This is a genomic window from Ruminiclostridium cellobioparum subsp. termitidis CT1112, from assembly GCF_000350485.1.
GTDB classification, from domain to species: Bacteria; Bacillota; Clostridia; order Acetivibrionales; family DSM-1351; genus Ruminiclostridium; species Ruminiclostridium termitidis.
In genome coordinates this window covers 1-24920 of sequence record NZ_AORV01000033.1, presented here as the reverse complement: position 1 = coordinate 24920, position 24920 = coordinate 1, and the positions used below count along the sequence as shown (strand labels likewise).

General features: G+C 41.0%; 22 protein-coding genes. 20 read left to right on the top strand and 2 right to left on the bottom strand.

What is annotated here, in order from left to right:
* Positions 1–155 precede the first annotated feature (155 nt).
* From CTER_RS11915 to CTER_RS11855, 13 genes are all read left to right on the top strand, one after another.
* Positions 156–776 (top strand): regulatory protein RecX, encoded by a 621-nt coding sequence (locus CTER_RS11915; protein ID WP_004625759.1) that lies wholly within the window; start codon positions 156–158, stop codon positions 774–776.
* Between the two features lie 304 nt (positions 777–1080).
* Positions 1081–2409 (top strand): 30S ribosomal protein S12 methylthiotransferase RimO, encoded by a 1329-nt coding sequence (rimO, locus tag CTER_RS11910; RefSeq protein WP_004625864.1) that lies wholly within the window; start codon positions 1081–1083, stop codon positions 2407–2409.
* A gap of 106 nt (positions 2410–2515) precedes the next feature.
* On the top strand, positions 2516–3136 hold the full coding sequence (pgsA, locus tag CTER_RS11905; protein WP_004625742.1) for a CDP-diacylglycerol--glycerol-3-phosphate 3-phosphatidyltransferase: 621 nt from the start codon (positions 2516–2518) through the stop codon (positions 3134–3136).
* A 583-nt stretch (positions 3137–3719) separates the two neighbouring features.
* Complete coding sequence (gene fapR, locus CTER_RS11900) at positions 3720–4310, top strand: transcription factor FapR (protein WP_040761007.1); 591 nt, start codon at positions 3720–3722, stop codon at positions 4308–4310.
* Between the two features lie 76 nt (positions 4311–4386).
* Positions 4387–5415 carry a phosphate acyltransferase PlsX gene (gene plsX / locus CTER_RS11895; protein WP_004625738.1) on the top strand — a complete coding sequence of 343 codons (1029 nt, stop codon included), beginning with the start codon at positions 4387–4389 and terminating at the stop codon, positions 5413–5415.
* Entirely contained in the window at positions 5396–6397 is a 1002-nt protein-coding gene (locus tag CTER_RS11890; protein WP_004625770.1) for a beta-ketoacyl-ACP synthase III, read from the top strand. Before plsX ends, CTER_RS11890 begins: the two co-directional genes overlap by 20 nt.
* Before the next feature lie 32 nt (positions 6398–6429).
* Positions 6430–7365, top strand: a complete 936-nt coding sequence (gene fabD, locus CTER_RS11885) for an ACP S-malonyltransferase (RefSeq protein ID WP_004625721.1) — start codon at positions 6430–6432, stop codon at positions 7363–7365.
* A gap of 75 nt (positions 7366–7440) precedes the next feature.
* A complete protein-coding gene (fabG, locus tag CTER_RS11880) occupies positions 7441–8178 on the top strand; it encodes a 3-oxoacyl-[acyl-carrier-protein] reductase (RefSeq protein WP_004625893.1) in 738 nt (245 codons plus the stop codon).
* A 144-nt stretch (positions 8179–8322) separates the two neighbouring features.
* Complete coding sequence (acpP, locus tag CTER_RS11875; RefSeq protein WP_004625729.1) at positions 8323–8550, top strand: acyl carrier protein; 228 nt, start codon at positions 8323–8325, stop codon at positions 8548–8550.
* Positions 8551–8744: 194 nt separating this feature from the next.
* The gene (gene fabF / locus CTER_RS11870) at positions 8745–9980 is read left to right on the top strand and encodes a beta-ketoacyl-ACP synthase II (protein ID WP_004625790.1); all 1236 of its coding nucleotides are present in this window, start codon (positions 8745–8747) and stop codon (positions 9978–9980) included.
* A gap of 185 nt (positions 9981–10165) precedes the next feature.
* Positions 10166–10882, top strand: coding sequence for a ribonuclease III (rnc, locus tag CTER_RS11865; protein WP_004625890.1), 717 nt, complete (start codon positions 10166–10168; stop codon positions 10880–10882).
* Between the two features lie 35 nt (positions 10883–10917).
* Positions 10918–11913: an elongator complex protein 3 gene (locus tag CTER_RS11860; protein WP_004625736.1), complete on the top strand. Its 996-nt coding sequence runs from the start codon at positions 10918–10920 to the stop codon at positions 11911–11913.
* Positions 11914–12053: 140 nt separating this feature from the next.
* Entirely contained in the window at positions 12054–12314 is a 261-nt protein-coding gene (locus CTER_RS11855; protein WP_004620400.1) for a stage V sporulation protein S, read from the top strand.
* A 61-nt stretch (positions 12315–12375) separates the two neighbouring features.
* On the opposite strand, the gene CTER_RS11850 is transcribed toward CTER_RS11855, so the two are convergent.
* Positions 12376–13026, bottom strand: coding sequence for a superoxide dismutase (locus tag CTER_RS11850; RefSeq protein ID WP_004625796.1), 651 nt, complete (start codon positions 13024–13026; stop codon positions 12376–12378).
* A gap of 343 nt (positions 13027–13369) precedes the next feature.
* Positions 13370–13882 (bottom strand): hypothetical protein, encoded by a 513-nt coding sequence (locus CTER_RS11845; RefSeq protein ID WP_004625880.1) that lies wholly within the window; start codon positions 13880–13882, stop codon positions 13370–13372.
* Positions 13883–14102: 220 nt separating this feature from the next.
* On the opposite strand from CTER_RS11845, the gene CTER_RS11840 reads away from it, so the two are divergent.
* From CTER_RS11840 to CTER_RS11810, 7 genes are all read left to right on the top strand, one after another.
* Positions 14103–14477 carry a CoA-binding protein gene (locus CTER_RS11840; RefSeq protein WP_004625771.1) on the top strand — a complete coding sequence of 125 codons (375 nt, stop codon included), beginning with the start codon at positions 14103–14105 and terminating at the stop codon, positions 14475–14477.
* A 276-nt stretch (positions 14478–14753) separates the two neighbouring features.
* Positions 14754–15377 carry a TetR/AcrR family transcriptional regulator gene (locus CTER_RS11835; RefSeq protein ID WP_004625754.1) on the top strand — a complete coding sequence of 208 codons (624 nt, stop codon included), beginning with the start codon at positions 14754–14756 and terminating at the stop codon, positions 15375–15377.
* Positions 15374–16129 (top strand): nitroreductase family protein, encoded by a 756-nt coding sequence (locus CTER_RS11830; protein ID WP_004625871.1) that lies wholly within the window; start codon positions 15374–15376, stop codon positions 16127–16129. Before CTER_RS11835 ends, CTER_RS11830 begins: the two co-directional genes overlap by 4 nt.
* Positions 16130–16187: 58 nt before the next feature.
* Positions 16188–17378 carry an aldo/keto reductase gene (locus CTER_RS11825; RefSeq protein WP_004625785.1) on the top strand — a complete coding sequence of 397 codons (1191 nt, stop codon included), beginning with the start codon at positions 16188–16190 and terminating at the stop codon, positions 17376–17378.
* Positions 17379–17505: 127 nt separating this feature from the next.
* Positions 17506–21078, top strand: a complete 3573-nt coding sequence (smc, locus tag CTER_RS11820; protein ID WP_004625757.1) for a chromosome segregation protein SMC — start codon at positions 17506–17508, stop codon at positions 21076–21078.
* Between the two features lie 41 nt (positions 21079–21119).
* Positions 21120–22028: a signal recognition particle-docking protein FtsY gene (gene ftsY / locus CTER_RS11815; RefSeq protein ID WP_004625868.1), complete on the top strand. Its 909-nt coding sequence runs from the start codon at positions 21120–21122 to the stop codon at positions 22026–22028.
* 114 nt (positions 22029–22142) lie between these two features.
* Positions 22143–24920: UPF0182 family protein (locus CTER_RS11810; protein WP_004625830.1), on the top strand; the 2778-nt coding region annotated here is incomplete at its 3' end.

Sequence of the window (24920 nt, the reverse complement as noted above, 5' to 3'; positions counted from 1 at the left end):
AAAAATCACACACGTAAAGCAAAATTTAAATTAACTAGCACATTGTGTTAATTTAAATTTTAAAAAATCACAAATTATTTTGGCATACCGGATTAGAGCCCGCTTATCAGGCTTTGTTTGTCCGGTATGCCTTTTAGAATTGGTAGGGGGTTTTTATGAAAATAATTGGGATAGAGAAGAATGAAAAAGTTTCCTCAATGGCTGCCGTAATTCTTGATAACAATATTACTTTCAGTTTACCCAAAAAGCGTATTGAGCTGCTTGAGCTGAAAGAAGGTAAAAGCATTACGGAAGAAGTTTTAAAATATTTATTGGACACTGAAGTTTATGCCGCTGCCAGGAGTGCTGGGGTCAGTTTTCTTGCCACGAAGCTTCGCACAGCATATGAGGTGTCTCAAAAGCTTTCGGATATGGGGTATGAAGAAACCACAATTGAAAAAGTCATTGACAGTTTAAAGGAGATAAACTATATAGACGACTTTAATTATGCCTGCAAATACATATCTGAAAAATCAAAACTTAAGCCGAAATCGGCCAAACTCTTATCAATGGAATTGAGCCAGAAAGGTATTAAGGACGATATTATAAGCAGTGCCCTTGAAGAGTTTGAACTTGATGAAGGGGAGGTTGCCCTCCAACTTTTAAGAAAAAGATATTCAAAGTATACCAGCTTTGATGAAAAAATCATTCAAAAAATGAAGACTTTTCTAATGAGCAGGGGATTCAGCTACAGTCAGATATCAAAAGCTGTCAGTGAGTTTCTACCTGATGATTGAATTTTTAAACATAAATTGCCGTTGTGCACATTTCGTCACATGTTTCATATTCTGAAAATATAATCACGAATTACCAAATTTGTAGAATTAAATACAATCTTATTGTACCATAAGCTGTAAAGGAAAGAATTTTAAAAATATAAATTTTTCTATAAACATTGACAAGTTATTAATATTATTAAATAATTTTTACTAGAGTCTTGTTTTATAGAATAATATTTGAGGACTTCTTTGTACCATATGGCTTAATTCGTTGTAAATTTTTGATGCAGATAACATAAAACAAAATTGAGGAGTGTAATTGGTGAATAAAAAAATAGGTATAGTGTCTTTAGGATGCCCGAAAAATCTGGTGGACAGCGAGATCATGCTGGGTATGCTGAAACATGCGGATTACGAAATCGTTAACCATAAGGAGAATGCCGACATACTTATAGTTAACACCTGCGGCTTTATAGAATCTGCCCAGCAGGAATCAATAAATACTATCCTTGAGATGGCAGAGGAAAAGAAACGCAGCTGTGAGGTTCTCATAGTTACCGGCTGTATGGCCGAAAGATACAGGGAAAAAATCCTTGACCTGATACCGGAAGTGGATGCCGTTTTGGGAACAGGTAATTATAAGGAAATAGCAGAGGTAATAAACAGGGCGTATCAGGGCGAAAAAGTCGTTTCCTACGGAAAACTCAATGAAACAGACTATCTGGATGAGGAGAGGATTATTTCGTTCTCCGGACATTCGGTTTATCTGAAGATATCCGAAGGCTGTGACAACCGTTGTACCTATTGTATTATTCCATATTTAAGGGGAGATTACAGAAGCAGAAAAATTGAAGCCCTTGTCAAAGAGGCGAAAGTTCTGGCGGAAAACGGTGCGAAGGAATTAATTCTTGTGGCTCAGGATACCACACGGTACGGCATTGACATATATGGTAGGAAAATGCTTCCAGAATTGATAAGGGAATTATCAAAGATCGAGGGAATTGAATGGATAAGACTGTTATACTGTTATCCGGAAGAAATTGACGATGAATTGATAGAGGAGGTCTCTTCAAATCCGAAGGTTTGCAAATACATGGATATTCCGGTTCAGCATGCCTCTGACAGGATATTGAAGCTGATGGGAAGAAGGGGAACAATAGCCGAAATCAGAAATGCTCTTACCGGGCTCAGGGAAAAGGTAGAGGGTATTTCAATAAGAACTTCATTGATAGTCGGTTTTCCCGGGGAAACAGAAGAGGATTTTCAGCAACTGGCTGATTTTGTCCGGGAATTCAGGTTTGACAGGCTGGGTGTATTCACCTATTCAAAGGAAGAAGGAACGCCTGCAGCCAGGATGAAAGGGCAAATAAGAAAAAATATCAAGCTAAAGCGGCAAAAAACAATATTAGAACTACAAAATTCAATCAGCAAGGAAATAAATGCCAAAAGAATTGGGAAAGTTTATAAAGCCATTGTTGACGGGATTGCCGATGATGGTATATTCTATTATGGACGAACTTATGCAGAAGCTCCTGAAATTGATGGGACAGTGTATTTTACAAGTCCTGAACCATTGGAAACCGGGTGTTTTGTTGAAACCAGAATTTTAAATTCAGAAGATTATGATTTGATAGGAGAGGTCATAGCGTGAAAAATATATTTGAGCATTCATTTGTGCCTTTCACGCAGCAAAAACCCGCATAGCGGCTTTTCATTACTATTTGCGTACGCGCTATGCGCGTAGATGGGAGATTATAATGAACTTACCAAATAAAATAACAATATCCAGAATAGCTTTAGTTCCACTGTTCATGATTTTCGTAATACCAATACCGGATGCCACTGTTAATCTTCCGCTTTTGTCTTTTATCAGGAATGAGATGCTTGAAATCAATAAATTTATAAACAGCTACGGCACTTATGTGGCAGCCGCACTGTTCATTCTGGCAGCAAGTACCGACGGTGTTGACGGGTATATAGCAAGAAAACACAAGATGGTAACCGCCTTTGGAAAATTTCTTGATCCCATAGCCGATAAATTGCTTATAACTGCCGCGTTGATAGCACTGGTACAGAGAGAGGTTGTTACAGGCTGGGCCGCCATGATAATAATTTCAAGAGAATTACTTGTAACCGGGATGAGATTGGTGGCTGCTGGTGAAGGCCAGGTGGTTGCTGCCAATAAATCCGGAAAAATAAAAATGGTTTGTCAGACTGTAGCAGTATCGGTAGCATTGTTAAATAATTTCCCGTTTTCATTGTTCACAGATATTCAGATAGATGCTTATCTTATGTTTATTGCTGTAGTTGTAACTATTTATTCGGGAATTGATTTTTTTGCAAAGAATATAAAAGTAATAAAACCCGACGAAATGTAAGTTAATATGACACAATTCATAGCCGTAAATACTTGCGGCTATTCCTTTTTGCCCGGTTGGCCATACCGGACAGCTCACCTTTTTTTTAATCAAACATACTCTCTATTGACAATGTACAACACGCCTCACGCCGGCTATTTTGCCACTTTTCTTTGTTGTCGTCCTTGCCTTGTGACAAGGCAAAGACGCGCAGAAAGGCTTTGTGTATTGCAAGCGGCTTCAACGCAGCCGCAGGGCAATTCACCACTCAAAAACGTATTGTACGTTGTTAATAGAGGGTAAGGAAATAAAATTAAATATAAATCACTTTGTGAATAGGAAGAAGATTTATTGTATAATATTATGTGTAGGTCATAAATAAATTCTTCCTTTCAGATTTCTGACTTGCAGGACAAGCTATTGTTTTTATGGGCCGAAACTCCGGAAAGTATCTTTCTGTACGTGCCGGACTATATGGAACGTAGTAAATTCAGGTAATATTATTAGAAAATAGTTGCAATAATAATAAAGTTAATATATAATTTTGTTATCAGCAATTAGTATCTGGTAATAATTATAATTATTATAAGGGGTGTGGTTGTTAGTGAGCAGATCGTCTTCACAGAAACAACAGAGACAGAAAATTCTACTTGAAAAAATCAAGTATGACCCGTTTTTAACAGATGAAGAATTGGCTGATTTTTTTAAGGTAAGTGTGCCGACTATAAGATTGGATAGACTGGAGCTTGGTATTCCGGAGCTCAGAGAAAGAATTAAACATGTTGCCGAATCCAATCAGGAGAAGCTTAAATCTATTGAAGGCAGGGAATTTATCGGAGAGCTGATTGATCTACAACTGGGACAGAGCGCCATTTCACTTATGGAAACAAACAGTACGATGGCCTTTGAGAAAACACATATTGTCAGAGGACACTATATTTACTCACTTGCAGAGACTCTGGCCATAGCGGTCATAGATGCACAGGTTGCACTGGTAGGAATAGCCAACATAAAGTACAAGATACCGGTATACTCTGGTGCAAAGCTGGTTGCAAAGGCTGAAGTAAGAGACTCCAGAAAGAATAGATTTATCGTTTGGGTAAAAATATATGAGAAAACTGTAGAAGTCTTCAGAGGTAAATTTATACTGGTCACAATAGATAAAAGCACTGTAAAGGAACAGCAAAGCAAGTAATAACTAATAACTAATAGAAACAAATAAAAGAGGTTATTACATACTTGTTCCTTATTAATTGGAGGATATTTAAATTATGATAAATATTATTGTTGATGCTATGGGCGGCGATAATGCTCCGGATGCTGTTATTGACGGATGCATTGAAGCCTTGGATAGGCAGGACGGTTTTAAAATCACATTAGTCGGAATGCAGGAAATTATAGAGGAAAAGTTAGGTAAAAGGGATTACAACAGAGACAGAATTGAAATAGTAAATGCCGCAGAAGTAATTACCGGCAGTGACACTCCCACAAAAGCCATTAGAAGTAAAAAAGATTCATCAATGGTTGTCGGCTTGAGGCTTTTAAAAGAAAAAAAAGGTGACGCTTTCCTGTCGGCAGGAAATACCGGTGCCCTCATGGCGGGAGCTCTGCTCATAGTGGGCAGAATGAAGGGCATTGACAGGCCTACAATGCCTGCGCTGGTTCCCACAAAAAAGGATATGTGCCTGATAATTGATGCCGGTATGAATACGGTTTGCAGACCTGTAAACTATGTGCAGTTCGGTATCATGGGTTCAATTTATATGAAATTGCTTTTTAATCTTGAAAACCCGAAAGTTGGACTGCTGAATGTGGGTTCTGAGGATGCAAAGGGAAATGATACCTTAAAGCAGGCTTTTGGGAGCTTATCTTCATCAGCTGTCAATTTTGCAGGTAATATAGAAGGAAATGATATCCCCGGCGGTGATGTGGACGTTGCCGTATGTGACGGATATGTGGGAAATGTTGCGCTGAAGTTATATGAAGGTGCCGGTGATCTTTTCCTGAGGGAACTGAAGAAAATATTTACAAAAAATCTCCTGACAAAAATATGCTATCTACTGATAAAGCCTTTTTTCAAGGATTTCAAAAACAAATTTGATGCCGATGAACTCTCAGGCGCACCTGTTCTGGGGATAAACGGACTTGTGATAAAAAGTCATGGATCTTCAAAAGCAAAGACAATCAGAACTGCAATTTTGAAAAGAACAATACCTTTAATTAAATATGGCATTGTAGAAGAAATTAATCAACAATTCAAAAACATGGAGGTGAAGCCCTCTGAAGACGATATCGACTAAAAACGTAGGAATATTGGGGACAGGAAGCTGTTTACCCGAAAAAGTGCTCACAAACAGTGATTTGGAGCAAATGGTTGAGACATCTCATGAGTGGATTATCAAAAGAACTGGAATTTCCGAAAGAAGGATTCTAAGAGACGACGAGCCTGCCTATAAGCTGGGAATTGAGGCGGCTAGAAAAGCATTGGAAAATGCAAATGTACAGGCAGAAGACATAGATCTTATAATTCTGGCAACAGAATCACCTGACTATATGACCCCATCAATAGCATGTATAATCCAGGGTGCAATAGGAGCCCGCAATGCAACGGCCTTTGATTTAAATGCCGCATGCACGGGCTTTATATACGGACTGGTAACTGCCCAGCAGTTTATTGCCAACGGAATCTTCAAACAGGCGCTTGTCATCGGCTGTGAAGGACTTTCAAAGGTTGTGGACTGGAAAGACAGAAATACCTGTGTGCTCTTTGGCGACGGCGCCGGTGCGGCAGTTCTCGGAGAAGTTGATGAAGGCCATGGAATACTTAATTCCTATCTTGGATCAGATGGTACGGCAGGTATGAATATAACAATACCAAATCTCTACCTTACTGAGGCTGAAAAAGAAAAAAGACCGAATGAGAAATACAATTCAATCTGGATGGATGGAACTGAAGTATTTAAATTTGCTGTAAAAGCCATGTCTTCAGCAACCGTAAAAGTACTTGAAGATGTGAGTATGTCAGTTGAAGACCTGGATTACATCTTCCCTCACCAGGCAAATACCAGGATTATTGACGGGGCCATAAAAAAGCTGGGTATTACAGATGAAAAGCTGCATTACGTCATACAAAAATACGGGAATATATCATCTGCGTCAATTCCGGTTGCTATGGATGAAGCAAACAGGGGAGGAAAGTTCAAAAAAGGCGACAATATGGTATTAGTCGGCTTTGGCGGCGGTTTGACCTGGGGTTCCATAGCATTAAAATGGGCCAAATAATTTGATTTTATAATATTAACTTGGAGGTTTGTATGGGCAAATTGGCTTTTATATTTCCCGGACAGGGAGCTCAGTATGTAGGCATGGGTAAAGATATTGCTGCTCAGTACAAGAGCGCTGACGCAATATTCGATGAAGCTGCTGAGGCGTTAGGATTTGATATAAAAGAAATGATTTTTAACGGTGATGATGAAACTTTAAAAATTACCGAAAATACTCAGCCGACTATCGTTACCACAAGTGTGGCATGTATGCAGCCACTGCTTGAAAAAGGAATCAAACCTGATTTTGTTGCAGGCTTGAGCCTTGGCGAATATGCCGCTCATGTTGCGGCAGGTACCATCAGCTTCAAAGATGCGGTTGCTCTTGTGAGAAAGAGAGGAAAGTTTATGCAGGAAGCAGTTCCTGTGGGAGTTGGTGCAATGTCGGCTATAATCGGCCTTGACAATGACTCTGTAATTGAAAGCTGCAAGGAGGCATCTGCTGTTGGCGTTTGCGAACCTGCAAACTTTAACTGCCCCGGCCAGCTGGCAATTGCCGGAGAAGTTGCGGCGGTGGAAAAAGCCAATGAGCTTTGCAAGGCAAAAGGTGCAAAGCGGGCCATGATGCTGCCGGTAAGTGCGCCATTCCACTGCAGTCTGTTGAAACCGGCAGGTGAAAAGCTTGCGGCAGAACTGGAGAAAATCACATTAAATGATATTAAGGTACCCGTTGTTGTAAATGTTACGGCACAATGTGTAACAAACAGGGATGAGGTCAAAACTACTTTAATAAATCAGGTAAGCAATTCTGTTCTGTGGGAGAATTGTGTAAAAACCATGCTGGAGCAGGGTGTGGACACCTTTGTTGAAATAGGACCGGGAAAGGTTCTCAGCGGTTTTGTAAAGAAAATAAACAAGGATGTAAAAGTTCTCAATGTTGAAAATCTTGACAGCCTCAATGCAACTTTAGAGGAATTATCAAAATAATTTTAATAAGATAGTACCGGAATCACACAAACGGTATGCCTTAAAGAAATTATTGATGTTGGAGGTGTAAGAGAAATGCAATTCAAAGGAAAAACTGCTGTGATCACAGGTTCCTCACGGGGACTTGGGAGGGCTATTGCAGAGAAACTTGGAAAATTGGGAGCTAATGTGGTCCTCACAGGAACATCTGATACTGTTCTTAAAACAGCCTCTGAACTTGAAGAAATGGGAATCAAGGTGGCGGTAGTTGTTGGAGATGTAAGAAATGCAGATGATGTGAAGGCCATGATGGCAAAAGCAGTGGAGAGCTTTGGAGGCGTTGATATTCTAGTCAACAATGCCGGGATAACAAAGGATAAACCAATGGCAATGATGTCTGAGGATGATTGGGACACCGTCCTGGATATTAATCTTAAAGGTTGTTTTCTTTGTACAAAAGCAGCTGCCAAGTTAATGATTAAAAAGAGATATGGCAGAATTATAAATGTTTCGTCAGTTGCCGGAGCTTATGGAAATCCAGGCCAGGCAAATTATTCGGCTTCGAAGGGCGGTATGCTTGGTTTGACCAAGACTGCTGCAAAAGAGCTGGCGCCGAGAGGAATAACCTGTAATGCCGTTACACCCGGTTTGATTGAAAGCGATATGACGGAAATATTACCTGAGGATCTGAAGCGGAAGTACCTTGAAAAAATTGCACTCGGAAGGTTTGGGACACCTGAAGATGTTGCAAATGTTGTGGCTTTTCTCGCATCAGACGAAGCAGGTTATGTTACCGGACAAGTAATAGATATTGACGGTGGACTTGTTATGTAATAATATTAGCATGTGTGTGCTTGTTAAATTCAAGCAGGCAGGCTAAATTTTATTAAAATTGCATACTATATAATCAAATGCGGGCTTTGCATACTGGGGAATAGTGGCGATTTATAAAACCATCCTTTGGAAGGAGGTGAATATATGGTTTTCGAGAAAGTTAAAAAGTTAATTGTTGAGCAGTTAGGCGTTGAAGAAGACGATATACAAATGGAATCTTCTTTCATAGATGATCTCGGAGCGGATTCTCTTGATATAGTTGAGCTTATCATGGCACTTGAAGAAGAGTTCAGCCTTGAGATTCCGGACAATGAAGCAGAAAAGATCACTACAGTTGGTGATGCTGTTGAATACATTCAAAAGAATACTTAAAAAAGTACCCCAATACGGGACTTTTTTTAATAATAGGCAGCTTAAGACAAACCTATTCAAAGCACATCAATAAAGTTTTTCTGCTATAATGCTATAATATATTCAGTCAATTAGTCCGGTTGTTCACGGGACGTTTATATAGATCTTAAAGTAAATTCTAAAATTAATAAAATATATGGAGGTTAATTTAATTTATGAGCAGACGTGTAGTTATTACAGGTGCTGGTGTTGTATCTTCTTTAGGAATGGGAGCAGAGCAATTCTGGGATGCCATTAAAGAAGGCAAAAACGGTATCAGCGAAGTAACAAGAATTGATGTATCAAACCTTTCAACAAAAGTTGCGGCCGAAATAAAAGAATTTGATGCTTCACAATATATTGACAAAAAAGAAGCCAGAAGAATGGACAGATATAACCAGTTTGCAATGGTTGCGGCAAAAATGGCCGTAGAAAATTCAAAATTGGATCTGGAGAGCCTTGACCTTGATAAATGCGGTGTAATAGTAGGCTCAGGTATCGGCGGTCTGGAGACCCTTGAAGACCAGCATTCGGTAATGCTTAACAAAGGACCTGGAAGAGTAAGCCCATTCTTTATACCCATGATGATTTCAAACATGGCGGCGGGCAGAATAGCTATCGAGTATGGCTTCAGAGGTTTTAACGAATGTGTCGTCACTGCCTGTGCAACTGGAAACAATGCAATAGGAGACGCTTTCAAGGTAATTGAACGCGGTGATGCTGATGTTATGATAACAGGCGGTGCTGAAGCTTGCATCACAATAATGAGCTTTGCAGGTTTCTGTTCTATGGGAGCCATGTCGAAGAACCCTGATCCAAACACCGCATGCAGACCTTTCGACAAGGACAGGGATGGCTTCATTCCCGGGGAAGGCTCAGCTATTCTTATTGTAGAAGAATTGGAACATGCTCTTAAAAGAGGTGCCAATATTATAGCTGAAATAGTCGGTTATGGCTGTACCTGTGATGCCTACCATATTACTGCTCCTCATCCTGACGGAGACGGCGGTGTAAAAAGTATGAACATGGCCATCAAGGATGCAGGCATAAAACCCGAACAAGTTGGTTATGTCAATGCGCATGGTACTTCAACACCGTTAAATGATCCTACCGAAGTAAACATTGTAAAGAGAGTATTCGGTGAGCATGCAAAGAACCTTGCAATGAGTTCTACAAAATCAATGACCGGTCACCTGCTGGGTGCCGCCGGTGCAATTGAGGCTGTTGCTACTGCAATGGCTCTCAAGGAAGGTTTTTTGCCTCCTACAATAAACGTGCAGAATCAGGACCCTGAATGTGACATTGACTGTGTACCAAATGTTGGCAGAAAAGCAGACATAAAATATGCATTGTCAAATTCTCTTGGTTTTGGCGGTCATAACGCAACATTATGTTTAAAGAAATATGAATAAGTCAACAGGCACACATTGTATTGATGATATTAATATAAAAGTATAAAATAAAGGTGGGGATAATCCCTTCCTTTATTTTTTTATAAAGGAAACAGCTTGCGGAAGAATGCCTTTTTCCTTGTGAGGGGGACAGAGAGGAGATTAAGGTAATATAACATTTATCAGCGGTAGCAACGGAGGAAATAATGAGTAATAATTCAAAAAACGAAACAAACAATATATCAATTCTTGAGGAAAGAATCAATTATGTATTTAAGGATAAAAGTACCGTTTTGACTGCCATAACCCACAGTTCCTATGCCAATGAGAAAAAAGCGGGGAAGCTCAAGTACAATGAGAGGATAGAATTTCTTGGGGATTCGGTTTTAAGCCTTACAATAAGCGAACATTTGTATAATATGTATCCTGACTTGCCGGAGGGGGAACTGACAGTGACCCGTTCAAAAATCGTTTGCGAAAACTCCTTGTCCAGGTGTGCGTCAGATATTGATCTGGGAGAGCTTTTGCTGCTTGGAAAAGGAGAAGAGCTTTCGGGAGGAAGAAGAAAAAGCTCCATACTTTCAGATGCTTTTGAAGCCTTGATTGGAGCAATTTATATTGACGGGGGCTTTGAAACGGCAAAAGCCTTTATTCTCAAAAATATGGAGAGTATCATTAAAAGCAGTATGCAGGGGAAGCTTTTCTATGATTATAAAACCCAATTGCAGGAAAAGATCCAGCAAAAGGGTGAGCAGCAGATAACTTACACAGTTATTGAAGAGAGAGGTCCCGATCACAATAAGACCTTTGTCACACAAATTAAAATCAATAATATTGTCTGCGGACAGGGAAGCGGACGTTCAAAGAAGGAATCCGAGCAGAATGCTGCCAAGGATGCTTTGGACAAACTGCCGGCCCAATGACACAGACCGGGGGAGTGTTATAAATAAAAAAACATATGGTAATACCTGTTTTCGTTCCTCATAAAGGCTGTCCTTTTGACTGTATATACTGCAATCAAAAAACTATCAGCGGACAGGCCGGAGAGGCCGGCGAAGCAGATATAAGAAAAACAATAGAAGAATATTTGCAAACCAGCCGGGATGCTTTTGTTGAAATAGGCTTTTACGGCGGAAGCTTTACCGGTATTCCGAAGGAAGAACAGCAATGGTATCTTGAGATAGGCGCAAGTTATATAAAATCCGGCAAGGTAAAGCAAATGCGTCTCTCAACCAGACCGGACTATATAAATTATGATATTCTGGATTTTTTATCAGGGTATGGTGTAAAGACCATAGAACTGGGTGCTCAAAGTCTTGACAACCAGGTTTTGAATTTCAGCAACAGGGGCCATGATATGGAGACAGTCGTAAAAGCTTCCCGAATGATCAGGGAAAAGGGGTTTTCGCTGGGCATCCAGACAATGATAGGCCTGCCCGGTGATACAGTGGAAAAGGCGTTAAATACGGCAAGAGCAGTAATTGCCATGGCCCCGGATATTGTCAGAATATATCCCACACTTGTAATAAGGGACACCTTCCTGCAAAAAATGTATGAGTCCGGGAAATATATGCCTTTGTCTCTGGAGGAGGCAGTTGACATATCTGCTCGGCTTTTGGAGCTTTATGAAGGAAATAATATAAATGTTATCAGGATCGGGCTCCAGCCCACAGAAAATATCAGCGAAACAGGCGATGTGGTTGCGGGCCCGTTTCATCCAGCCTTCAGACAGCTGGTCCAGTCCAGGCTCATGAGAAACAGGCTTGAGGAATATTTCCGGGAGAACGAACTTTTTAATATTAAGGAAATTAATATTGAATGCAGTCCCCAAAATATATCGAATATAATAGGGCAAAAGCGTGAAAACCTCAGAAAAATCATGAATGAATTCAACATCGGAAATATAAGGGTTACAGCTAAGGATAAAGTCGATTTATTTAATGTGAAAACGTGACAAATTTAGTCAATGATGTTTATATAATTTTTTAAATGTAAAAAGAAGGAATTTGAAGTAATATATAGAATACTAATAGATAGATATATAAATTGTTTTTTTTTATTATTTTATTAAGCATTTTTTAGGAGGATGTATTTATGGAAGTTCTAAAAGTTTCAGCTAATTCGCAGCCCAAATCTGTTGCTGGAGCATTAGCCGCTGTATTACGCGACAACAATTATGCGGAAATCCAGGCAGTTGGCGCCGGTGCAGTGAATCAGGCGGTTAAGGCAATTGCAATTACTAGAGGATTTGTTGCTCCTAATGGAATTGATCTGGTTGCAGTTCCTGCTTTTGCTGAGGTTAATATCGATGGGGAGGAAAGAACAGCCATTAAGTTCTATATTCAGCCCCGCTAATTTTAAAATTGGATTTACAGGCTCGCTGGAAAGCGAGCCTGATTATTTTCTGCCGAGTGCGTCAGATACCCATGGTAAGTGTTACCTGGCCGTTCAGAGCCATCAAAAGCCTCCGCTCCACTTCATGCCAGTTTATAAGCTCCCACCAGGCGTCAATATATTTTCTTCTGTTATTCTGATAATCCAGGTAATAGGCGTGTTCCCAGGTATCGCAGACAAGTATCGGGATACCGCTCCATTGTGTAAGATTCTGGTGTTTTTCAGACATCAATATTTCAAGCCTTTTCCAGGTGGGCTGCCAGGTAAGTATTCCCCAGCCTGAAGCCTCAACTTTCTCGGCCGCCGATTTGAATTGTTCTTTGAAGGCGTTAAAATTGCCGAAATATGCCATTATGTGATTCATAGTACTGGAACCAGGCTTGCCGCCCATGCCCAAAGGGGCCATAATTGTCCAGTAAATACTGTGCAGTATATGTCCCGAGCCATTAAAAGCCAGCTCATTTTCCCAATATTTTATCAAATCATAATTGTTGCTCCTCCGCGCCTGCTCAAGACTTATTTCCGCTTTGTTCAAGCCATCTACGTAGGTCTTGTGGTGCTTATCGTGATGCAGCCTTAGAGTAGTTTGGCTTATCACAGGCTCAAGCGCACTATAGGTGTAGGGAAGCGGCGGCAGCTGGTGCTGACCTGTAGGTACCATATTAACTAACATATTAACCTCCTAAGCCATGTATGGCTTTGAGCCGCATAGCGGCCACAAATTTTGATGAGATTCAAGCTAATCCACCAAGCCATGTATGGCTTTGAGCCGCAATAGCGGCCATAAAATAGTTATGAAAACGCAAGATAAAATCGTTTTATATTAAATCAGGACATATAAGAAATAGTCCTATTTTATTATATTAAAATGAACTGATGCTTGTGATATTCTGTAAAAAAAGAAAAACAAAAAAAGTACTGCCTGAAATTGGATTTACGGCTAAGACACTGGTATTCCACCGTGATTTCAGGCATGTACCTCTGATGAGCTTCCCACTTATTGAAGTTGTACTGTACTAATAGAAGCCGTATCCTCCGGGATAGCCGAAACCATAGCCGTAAGGACGGCGTCTTCTTCTGAGCAATTCCCTTAACAGGATGATAGAAACCAAATCCCTGCGGAACCGTCTTCTTCCTCCGAAAAAACCTCCTCCGAAACCAAATTGTCTATCGTCACGTTCTTTTTGGAAATTCTCAAAAGCACCCATTTTTTCGAAGTTCTCAAAAGTACCCATAGTTTCAGGATTTTCTGCGTATTCATTATCCTCGTATTCGGCTTCAACCTCATGACCGACTCTATTGTCGATATCATCGATAATATTTTCCAACTCTTCACGGTTAGGAGTATACATTGTTCCTTTTTTTGAAACCATTCTGTCACAATGTCGGCATACCTCAGGATAAATTATATAGTAACATCTTGGAAACATTGATTCCAGCTGCTCCTGGGGCATTTCCATCATGGGCTCGTATTTCTGAGGGAGATTCATCATATGCATATATGGGTTATTAGACCAATCGTTTGGCATCAGGCCAACCTCCTTCTACTTTGTAAAATACTTACAGAATATTTTATGCTATGAGAAATTATAAGGTTACGAATTATACGAAATTATGTAAACAACATAAGCTATGATTAATCCGAATATATTATATAAATATTGATTTTTATTTTATAAGAGATAATAATAGGTATCAGAATTGTTTTAAACCATGATACTTATCGTTTTGGTAAATAAGGAGGATATTATGCTGGAAGAAATAATGCTTGGAAAAAAGATATGGGCCGTAGTCGGCGCAAACCAGGATCAGGAGAAATATGGGAATATGATATTCAGAAAGCTGAAATCAAAAGGCTACGAGGTTTATCCGGTGAATCCAATGTACGATACTGTGGAAGGTGACAAATGCTATAAGGATCTCACATCTCTACCAGTTGTTCCTGAAGTAATTGACATGGTTGTCTCGCCAAAAAGAGGAAGAGCCTTTATTGATGAAGCTGCAAGGCTTGGCATAAAATATATCTGGCTGCAGCCGGGAACCTATGATGCTGAACTGCTGAAGCAGATAGAAGACCTGGGCCTGCAGCAGGTTCAGGCCTGTGTGCTGGTATCGGTAAGGTAGTTTATCAAAGTCAATTACGGTTGAAAGCCTTTGCCTTCCAGGCCAATATTACTTTTAAGCTGGCTTTCAACGCAGTTTGGGTTTGACTGATTTTTGTACTTCAGAAGGCTTTAGCCTTAACTATCGGCTTTCAGCCGATAGTAATTGACTTCGGGAAATAGTTTGGAAATTACAGCTCTTTCTTAAATATCATTGACATTACAAAAATTGAACGCTATACTGAATGACATACAGTATCACGTTCAATTTTTTTATGGCACGCAGATGGGGGATAGAATGAACGAAAAGGAAACCGCCAAACAAAGGCTTATAAATGTAACAAGAGAACTTATCTGCAAGGGAAAGAAGCCGGGCGATATAACAGTAGCCGAAATCACCGAAGCAGCCGGTGTTGGAAACGGTATGGTCAACTACCACTTTCAAAGCAAGGACAATTTGATGAAAACCGCAGTCCGCGAGGTAATGGTAGAAGCTAAGGCCAAGCTGCATCAAAAGCTTAAAAGATATGAAAATCGTCCTGCAAAGGAACGCCTGACATTCATTTTAAAAGAGGTTGCCGACTTTTTAGCTGATAATCCCGAAATAAGCAGGATAGCAATTCTGGATAATTTGGCTGAGAACGACGGGCAGCCGCATATTTTGAGCGATATACGGGAATTCAACCAAAGTCTTGACGAACTGCTGGAGGGCAATACAAAAACAATTCTCATCAAGAACTTCTTAATAGCAGGTGTTTTTAATTTTGTATTCTTAAAAACCGATATTATAAAACAACATACGGGCTTTGACTTTTATGATAAAGCTCAGAGGTCGGAGGGAATTACGGGCTTTGTCAATGAAATACTGGCCGGAAATGATTTGAAGGACATAAAAAAATGTAAAGGAGGAATGTGTAAATGACCAACGGTGAGCTTTACAATGTGATTTTTAACAGGAAATCAGTCAGGAGGTTTGATATGACACCTCTGGGACAGGAGAAGCTTGATCAGCTTAAGACTTTCATGCAAGGTGTCAAAAGGCTGGATGAAGGCATCAAAACCGAATTTTCCATTCAGTCGGGTAATGAGGTCAGCAGTATTTTTGCTATAAAAGCACCTCATTACATATCCTTTTACTCCGAAAAAAAAGAGGGCTATTTGATAAATGCGGGCTTTATAATGCAGCAGATAGATCTGTATCTTTCGGCAAACCAGCTGGGAAGCTGCTGGCTGGGAGCAGCAAAGCCCAACAAAAGTGTTCCACAGGGCAGGGATGGCTTTGAATATGTAATCATGCTGGCATTTGGAAACCCGTCCGAACCTGTTCACAGAACAGGCATAGAGCAGTTTAAACGAAACAGCCTGTCAGAGATTACTTCAATCAAAGGCGCCGAACAACTGCTTGAACCTGTGAGACTGGCACCCTCGGCTGCCAATACACAGGCCTGGTATTTCAGCGGGGACGCACAGGAGATCATTGTCAGCCGCAAAAAGCTGAATATAATAAAAGCACAGCTTTATGGAAGGATGAATATTATTGACATCGGAATAGCATTATGCCATCTGTGGCTGTCTGCGGAACAGCAGGGTAAGGCAGTTGAGTTCGATTTGTCCGGCGGGCCTGCTCCCGAAGGACATGAATACATGGCAAAAGTAAGGTTAAGGGATTTATAATTGAATTTGGCGGCCGCTGTTGCGGCTCAAAGTCATAAATATGGCTTAGGAGGTCAATATGTTAACAAGAAAAAATCAAAAAAACGGTGAGGAACTTTCCATATTAGGCTTTGGGTGCATGCGGTTCCCTACAAAGACCGGCAGTATAGACGAGCCAAGAGCTATTGCCATGATCAGGGATTCAATTGAAAAAGGTGTCAACTATTTTGACACTGCATATATATACCATGCCGGCAGAAGTGAATCCCTCCTGGGGCAAGCTTTATCGGGCGGGTACAGGGAGCGGGTCAGGATTGCTACCAAGCTTCCGCCGTTTATGGTCAGGAAAATTGAAGATGCCCGCAAAATATTTGAAAAACAGCTTTCCCGGCTCAAGACTGATTATATTGATTATTACCTCCTGCACATGCTTACCGATAAGCCGTCCTTTGACAGATTGGCCGGGCTTGGCGTATTGAAGTGGCTTGAAGAGCTCAAGGAAAAAGGTACCGTCAAAAATATCGGCTTCTCCTTTCATGGAGGGAAAGCTGATTTTGAGTCGATACTCAAGGCTTATCCCTGGGATTTCTGCCAGATACAATACAATTATATGGATGAGAACAACCAGGCCACCAGGGATGGATTGAGGCTTGCCGCAAGCATGGGGATTCCTGTAATAGTCATGGAGCCCCTGAGAGGAGGAAAGCTTGTAACGCACCTGCCCCAGGAGGTTAAGAAGGCTTTTAATGATTACGATAAGGACAGGTCTCCCGCCGAATGGGCTTTTCGATGGATTTGGAACCATCCGGAGGTCAATGTGGTCCTGTCTGGTATGAGTGATGAAGCACAGGTTGCAGATAATATACGGATGGCTTCCGATGCAGTACCCAACTCACTCTCAAAAGAAGAACTTGCTGTTTTTGAAAATGTGAAGAAAGTCATGCATGAGAAGACAAAGATTCCGTGCACAGCCTGCGGTTACTGTTTGCCCTGCCCTGCCGGAGTGGACATCCCGGCCTGCTTTTCACACTACAATGATAAATATCTTACGAAGGACAGATCGGTTAGAATAAGATATTTCCAGAGCCTTGGGGCATTGGCAGCCAAACCGGCCTATGCTTCCCGGTGCATGAATTGCGGAAAGTGCGAAAGTCACTGCCCCCAAAGCATCGCCATACGCAGCCAGTTAAAAGTGGTCAGCCGGGAAATGGAAGGTATTCTGTACAGGCCTATTGTGGGAATAGCACGAAAATTTATGAGGATAAAGTGAGGAATACCGTCAGTCTGAAAGGAATCGGGCTGATGGTATTGTTTTATTTCCTTCCCTTAAGACTTAAAGTATGCTAAAATTTAACCAAGTTTTAAAAAGGTTATCAACTAATTTTCGGGGTGTGTAAATGTATCTGAAAAAACTTGAAATACAGGGGTTTAAATCATTTGCAGATAAGATAAATCTGGATTTTACATCAGGTATTACTGCTGTAGTTGGCCCTAACGGAAGTGGTAAAAGCAATATCGGTGATGCGGTCAGATGGGTTTTAGGTGAGCAAAGTGCAAAAACTCTCAGGGGCAGCAAAATGGAGGATGTGATTTTTGCAGGAACCGAACACAGAAAATCTGTGGGTTTTGCTGAGGTATCTCTGACAATTGATAATTCGGATAACTATCTTCCTGTATCCTACAGCGAAGTTACCATTACAAGAAGAGTTTACCGTTCAGGTGAAAGTGAATATTACATAAACAAGACGTCATGCCGGCTTAAGGACATACATGAGCTTTTCCTTGATACGGGAATAGGCAGGGACGGATACTCCATCATCGGTCAGGGCCGTGTTGATGAAATCCTCAGTTCCAAATCCGAGGACAGAAGGCACATATTTGAGGAAGCCTCAGGAATAATGAAGTACAAGGTCAGAAAACAGGAGGCCGAGAGAAAGCTTGAGCTTACCGAACAGAATCTTGTGCGTATCAACGATATTATCAACGAGCTTGAAAGTCAGCTGGAACCCCTCAGAGAACAGTCTGACGCAGCAAAGAAATATCTTTCCCTGAGAGAAGGTTTAAAAGAGCTGGAAGTAAACGTCTATCTGGACAGTATAGATAAATTCAAGGAAAAGATAAAGGAATACGAGGGTCAGTTCAAGGATATAAAGGATAATATAGAGGCTGAAGAGAGAAAGCTTAGAAATATTACAGCCCAAAACCAGCAGAAAACCGAACTGCTGAAGACCCTGGAAGAAAAAATCACCGAAGCCAGGGAGAAGTTTTATGTCATTGAAACAAATCTCGAAAAAAACAGTTCGGAAATAAATCTTAACAATGAAAAAATCAATGGCCTTGATCAGAATATCAAGAGACTTGATGATGAAATATCTGAAATACAAACCAAATCCGAAGAGCTTTTAAAGGAAGAAAAAACCCGGCAGGGGAAAATCGATTATTTGAACAAGCAGTATGCCGATTTTTCAAAAAAGCTTGAGGCTTACCAGTCTGAGCTTGATGCAATTATTTCAACCCTGAGCGAGAGTGAACAGCAGATTGAAAAAATGAAGGCCGGTATTATGGATAAGCTTGACCTTCAATCGGACAAGAGGACACAGATAAACAATATCAGGAATCATATAGAAAATCTTAAGAAAAGACAAAATTCCATTGGGACAGAAATATATTCCTTGAAGCTGGAAAAAGACAAGGATAATATGAAGAAGGAAGATCTGGCCGAAAGTATAAGGAATACTGTCCTGCTTATAAAGCATTCCAGTACAAAAATGCAGGAGCTGAGCAATGAGAGGAATGAGCTTCAGAGCACCCTGCAAACCATGGAAAAACAGCACGGAACCGTTAAAACGGATATTCAGGTCAAATCCTCCAGACACCGGATGCTGAAGGATATGGAAAAAAGCATGGAGGGCTACAGCAGGAGCGTCAAGGAAATAATGCACGCCTGCCAGTCTTCGGGCGAATTTGGGAGCGGTATACATGGTACGGTGGCCCAGCTTATTTCCGTTGACAAAAAATATGAGACTGCAATAGAAATGACCCTGGGCAGCGCGCTTCAGAACATAATTGCATCAACCGAAGAAGATGCAAAAAAAGCAATAGAATTTCTGAAAAGGAACAGAATAGGAAGGGCTACCTTTTTGCCTGTTACGGCTGTTAACGGTAAACGCCTGGATGATAATACCATCCGGAGGCTTGAAGAATTTAAAGGCTTTTGCGGTCTGGCTTCAGATCTGGTCACCTGCGACAGCAGGTATAAGGGCATAGTTTTAAATCTTCTGGGCAGGGTGGCAGTGGTTGAAAACCTGGATGCAGGTATAGGCATTGCTAAAAAATTCGGTTATACCTTTAGAATAGTTACGCTTGAAGGAGATATATTGAGTACAAGCGGCTCCATGTCGGGAGGAAGCAATGATCACAAAAGCTCTGGCATATTGAGCAGAAGCAGGGAAATTACCGAACTTGAGACGTCAGTCGAAGCCCTGAAAAAAGAGGAGGTTTCTCTGGGCAGCAAAATCAATGAAGTGAGAAGTATGCTTTCAGAGGTAGAAACAGAATATAATGAAGAAAATAATAAACTCAGGGACAGTGAACTTGTGAAAACAAGGGATGAAAACCATCTGGGCATGCTTGAGGACAACATGAGAAAAACAGATGCCAAAATCGGCATGCTCAACGATGAAAAGGCTCAGATTGCAAAGCAGGAGCAGGAAACCGTCCTTGAACAGAAAAAATATGAGGAAGAACTTGAGAATATAGAAAAAGATATTGCCCAAACAAAATCCATTATCGCAGAGCACCAGGAAAAATACAAAGCCGACCAGTCTGTGAGGGATGAGCTGCATCAGGAAATAACCGACTTTAAAATTTCGGTCAATTCCATTGTTGAAAGTATTCAGAGTGTAAATGAACACATGGATAGAATCGGCTCTGAAAAAGAAGCAATGCAAAAGAGCATTGCAAGAAAGCAAAATGAAAGGCAGCGGGCGGCCAATGAAACTCTATCCCTCAGGCAGGCCATTGAAGGTCTTGAAAATCTGATAAAAGGTTTGCAGAATGAAAAAACAGGCAAGACTTTTGAAATAGACAGGCTTGTTGAAGAGAAGAAGGTTTTGGAGGAAGAATCCTCAGATTTCATTGAAAAGCTGAATTCCACCAATAAGACCATACTGCTGCTCCAGGAGGAATATAACAGGATAGATGTCAGGAATACCAGGGCAGAAGCTGAAATGAAGGCAATACAGGACAGGATGTGGGACGAATATGAACTGACCTATTCCAATGCCCTTGAAATTAAAAAAGAGCTCCCAAGCATTCCGCAGGCCCAAAGGACAATCAATGACTACAGGGCACAGATAAAAATGCTTGGCCCGGTTAATGTATCGGCTATTGACGATTATATAAAAACCAGGGAACGCTTTGAGTTTATGTCTGTTCAAAAAAATGACATGGAGCAGGCCAAGGACAAGCTGCATAAAATCATTACCGAAATGGTTCAAATAATGAAGAAGCAGTTCATTGAGCAATTCAAGCTTATCAATGAGAACTTCGGCATAGTATACCGGGAGCTGTTCGGCGGCGGCAGAGCCGAGCTTATCATTGCCGATCAGGAAAATGTTCTTGAGAGCGGAATTGAGATCGAGGTTCAGCCCCCAGGAAAAAAGCTTCAGAACATGATGCTGCTCTCGGGAGGCGAGCGTGCCTTTACGGCCATTGCCCTTTTATTTGCCATACTGAGGCTGAAACCCACACCTTTCTGCCTTCTGGATGAAATAGAGGCGGCGCTGGATGATGCAAATGTTTACAGGTTTGGCGAGTATGTGAAGAAGTTCTCGCAAAAGACCCAGTTTATCATTGTAACACACCGCAAGGGCACCATGGAGGCCTCCGACACCATGTACGGTGTGACCATGCAGGAACATGGCGTATCCAAGGTGGTTTCCATGAAGATGGGCGAAAAGGCAAGCTGAGAAAGTTACAAAAACATACATTAAAAATTTGGAGGATTGGAATGGGCTTTTTCGATAAACTTAAAGACGGATTGATGAAAACCAGAAAAAGTATCACTGAGAAAATAGATCAGGTACTTGTATCATTCGGCAAGGTAGATGAAGAGTTGTTTGATGAGCTGGAGGAAATACTGATCACTTCCGATCTTGGGATAGACACGACCATGAGGGTTATAGAGGATATCAAGTCCAAGGTGCGCGAAAGAAAAATAATTGATGCCATGAAGGTAAAAGACCTTTTAAAGGAGGAACTTCAGGAAATTCTTTCAAAAGGCGGCAATGAGTTTAAGTTGGATACCAAACCTGCTGTGATCATTGTCATCGGGGTAAACGGGGTGGGCAAAACCACATCCATAGGGAAAATTGCCAACCTTTACAAACAGCAGGGCAAGAAAGTTCTGCTGGCCGCCGGGGATACCTTCAGAGCCGCTGCCATTGACCAGCTTGAAATATGGGCCGAACGGGTGGGCGTGGACGTAATAGCTCAAAAGGAGGGTTCTGATCCGGCAGCGGTAATATATGATGCGGTGCAGGCGGCCAAGTCCAGAAAGGCCGATTTGCTCATTTGTGATACGGCGGGAAGACTTCACACCAAGAAGAACCTTATGGAGGAGCTCAAAAAAGTATCCAGGGTTCTGGACAGGGAACTTCCGGGAGCCGACCGCGAAACCTTGCTTGTACTTGATGCCACAACAGGTCAGAATGCAATATCCCAGGCCAAGACCTTCAGTGAAACCGCCGACATAACAGGTATAGTCCTGACAAAGCTGGACGGAACGGCAAAAGGCGGTATAGTGGTAGCAATCAAGTCCGAGCTTGATATACCTGTCAAGCTCATAGGAGTGGGAGAACAGCTAGATGATCTCCAGAGGTTTGATGCAACGGAATTTGTTGAAGCATTATTTTCATAATGCCGATGCAATAAATTCAGAAGGTGGTATGAGTGATATCACCACATCTCTCAAAGCTTTATAAAATTATTTTCAGGGGTATTTGACCGGGGAATGGGTGCGAAAGGAGTAAACATGGAAAAAGAAATAAATTATGATTACTACAAGGAAAAAAATAAAAAGAGCAATACGGGCAAAATTACATTTATAGTTATACTTGCAGTTTTGATTGTCGGCGCCATAATAGGCAGTTCCATATATATGGAATTGATACAGCTCAGGGAACTGAATCCAAAAGCCGATTATCCGTCGGTTTTTACAACAAATCTGCTGTATAAGATTATTTTCATTTTATTGAGCTTCGTTGTTATAAGTTTGTTTGTATATATTTCAAACATTTTTATTATCAAAAATCTTAAGAAATATTTCGCTCATAACAATCTGGAAGCCAGAAAAATGTATAATGCTCCCATTGCTTTGATCATTGGGATTATAGGAGCATACCTGACAAAGGATTACTTTTACGGTAAGGCACTCCTGTTCTTGAATTCGGTTAAATTCGGAAGGGTTGATCCCCAATTCGGACAGGATATCGGATATTACATGTTCCAAAGGCCCTTTTATATGTCGCTTCTGGACTTCATATCCAACCTGTGGCTGTTCATTGTGATCTATTCGGCAATTTATTATGTCCTGGTACTGCTGACGGCTTTAAACAACACTTTTTCAGCAGATACCCTTAAGGATAAGATATTGCTCCGACACAACCTGTTAAACGTAGCCATATTTTTTGTACTCAAATCGGTATCCTACAAGTTTCAGAGAGAGGGACTTTTGTATTCAAGCTTTACTGAAACGGGAGTGAACGGTTCAGGCTTCTCCAGCACAAATATATGGATCAGGTTTTATACCATTGCACCGGTCATTGTGCTGGCCATAGTTATCATTGCCTTTCTTTTCATGTGGAAGGGAAAGCTGAAAAAAGCCGCCTTCACCATAGCAGTTTATCCTGTGCTCTTTATACTGGTCACAATAACCTCCGGAATAATCCAGACGGTTTTTGTCAAACCAAATGAGTTTGAATATGAAAAAAATTATCTGAAAAACAATATGATTGAAACAAGGGCAGCCTATGGACTTGATAAAATAAAGCAGTACGATTTCAAAACCATAGAGGATTTGACACCCGAAATAATCAAAAATAACAGAAATACCATTGACAACATAAGAGTTGTTGATTATGCTCCTACTCTTAACAGCAATAAGCAGCTTCAAAGCAATACAAACTTTTACACCTTTTCAACAGGGGATATTCTGAATTATACAGTAAACGGCAAAGAGATACCTGTACTCATTTCTGCAAGAGAAATCAACACGTCAAATCTTCAGAATCAAAACTTTGTCAACAGGACTTTCAAATACACCCACGGTTACGGGGTGGTTGTCAATCCCATAAACAAGGTAACTGCACAGGGACAGGTGGAATTCCTGTTAAGCGGTCTGAAAATGGACACAGTTGACAAGCAAAATCTCAATATTACCGAACCCAGGATATATTACGGAGAACTGACCAACAACTTTGTCATTGTCAATCCCAAGGCTTCAAAGAAAGAGGCTGAAATTGATTATGACGGAACCGCAGTCAACTATTTTGAGGCCGGGGACACAGAAAAAATAAAGCTGAATCTGCTGAACAGATTGCTGTTTGCAACCAAGTACATGGATGCAAACATACTGGTGTCCAGTAACATAAATTCCGAATCACAGATACTGCTGAACAGGAATGTTGTGGAAAGAGCCCAAAAAGGAGTTCCGTTCCTGAAGGTTGATTCGGACCCTGCCATGACCATAACCTCTGACGGAAGGCTCAAGTGGGTGCTGGACGCATACACCGTCTCAGATAACTACCCCTATGCACAGAACTTTTATACCCAGAGCAGCGAGCCCGATCTGAGAGCTTTGAACGGTATAAACTACATCAGAAATTCGGTGAAGATAACTGTTGACGCATATGACGGGACTGTCAGGTATTATGTGATAGATAAGGAAGATCCTATAATCCAGGCATATCAGAAGGTTTATCCGGAGGTATTCTCAAAGGAGCCGCTGCCTGAGGATATAGCTTCGCATACAAGGTATCCTGAAACCTTGTTCAAGATACAGACCGAGGTTTTAAAGAAATACCATCTTGACCCCAATGAGCATGAGGAAAACATATCGAATTTCTATACAAACCAGGATGCCTGGAATATCGCAAAATATCCCGATGAGAACAGCCCCGATAAAGTCAGGGATATAGATGCCTATTACAATATGATCAAGCTCCCCGATGATTTGGGCAAGACAGAGGAGTTAATACTCATGAGACCGTTCACTCCTTCGGCAGGCAAGCATAATATGATATCCTGGCTGGCTGTAAGAAATTCAAAGGATAATTACGGTGAGATGATACTTTTCAACTTCCCCAAAAATACAAATATACTGGGACCTGACCAGGTTGAGGTCAATATCAACCAGATCAGTGAAATATCCGAATACAATACATTATGGGGACAGGGTAAATCCAATGTATTTAAGGGCAGTCTGCTTGTAATACCCATAGAGAACAGTGTACTTTATGTGGAACCAATATATATCCAGTCAAAAAGCGAATCCTCAATACCCCAGGTCAAAAAGATAATAGTGGGGTATCAGGACGGGACCGATTTCAAGCACGGAATCGGAAATAACCTTGAAGATGCGCTGAATAATCTGTTCGAAGGTGATCTGAAACTGACCGGAAATAAATTGCCGACAGTGGATCAGAAGGAGCAGAACGGGGAGGAAGAAACCCAAAACGGAGAGACACCAAATGAAGGCAATAATCAACCTGCTGAACAGACTTCAACTGATACCGGAACCCCGCCGGCCGAT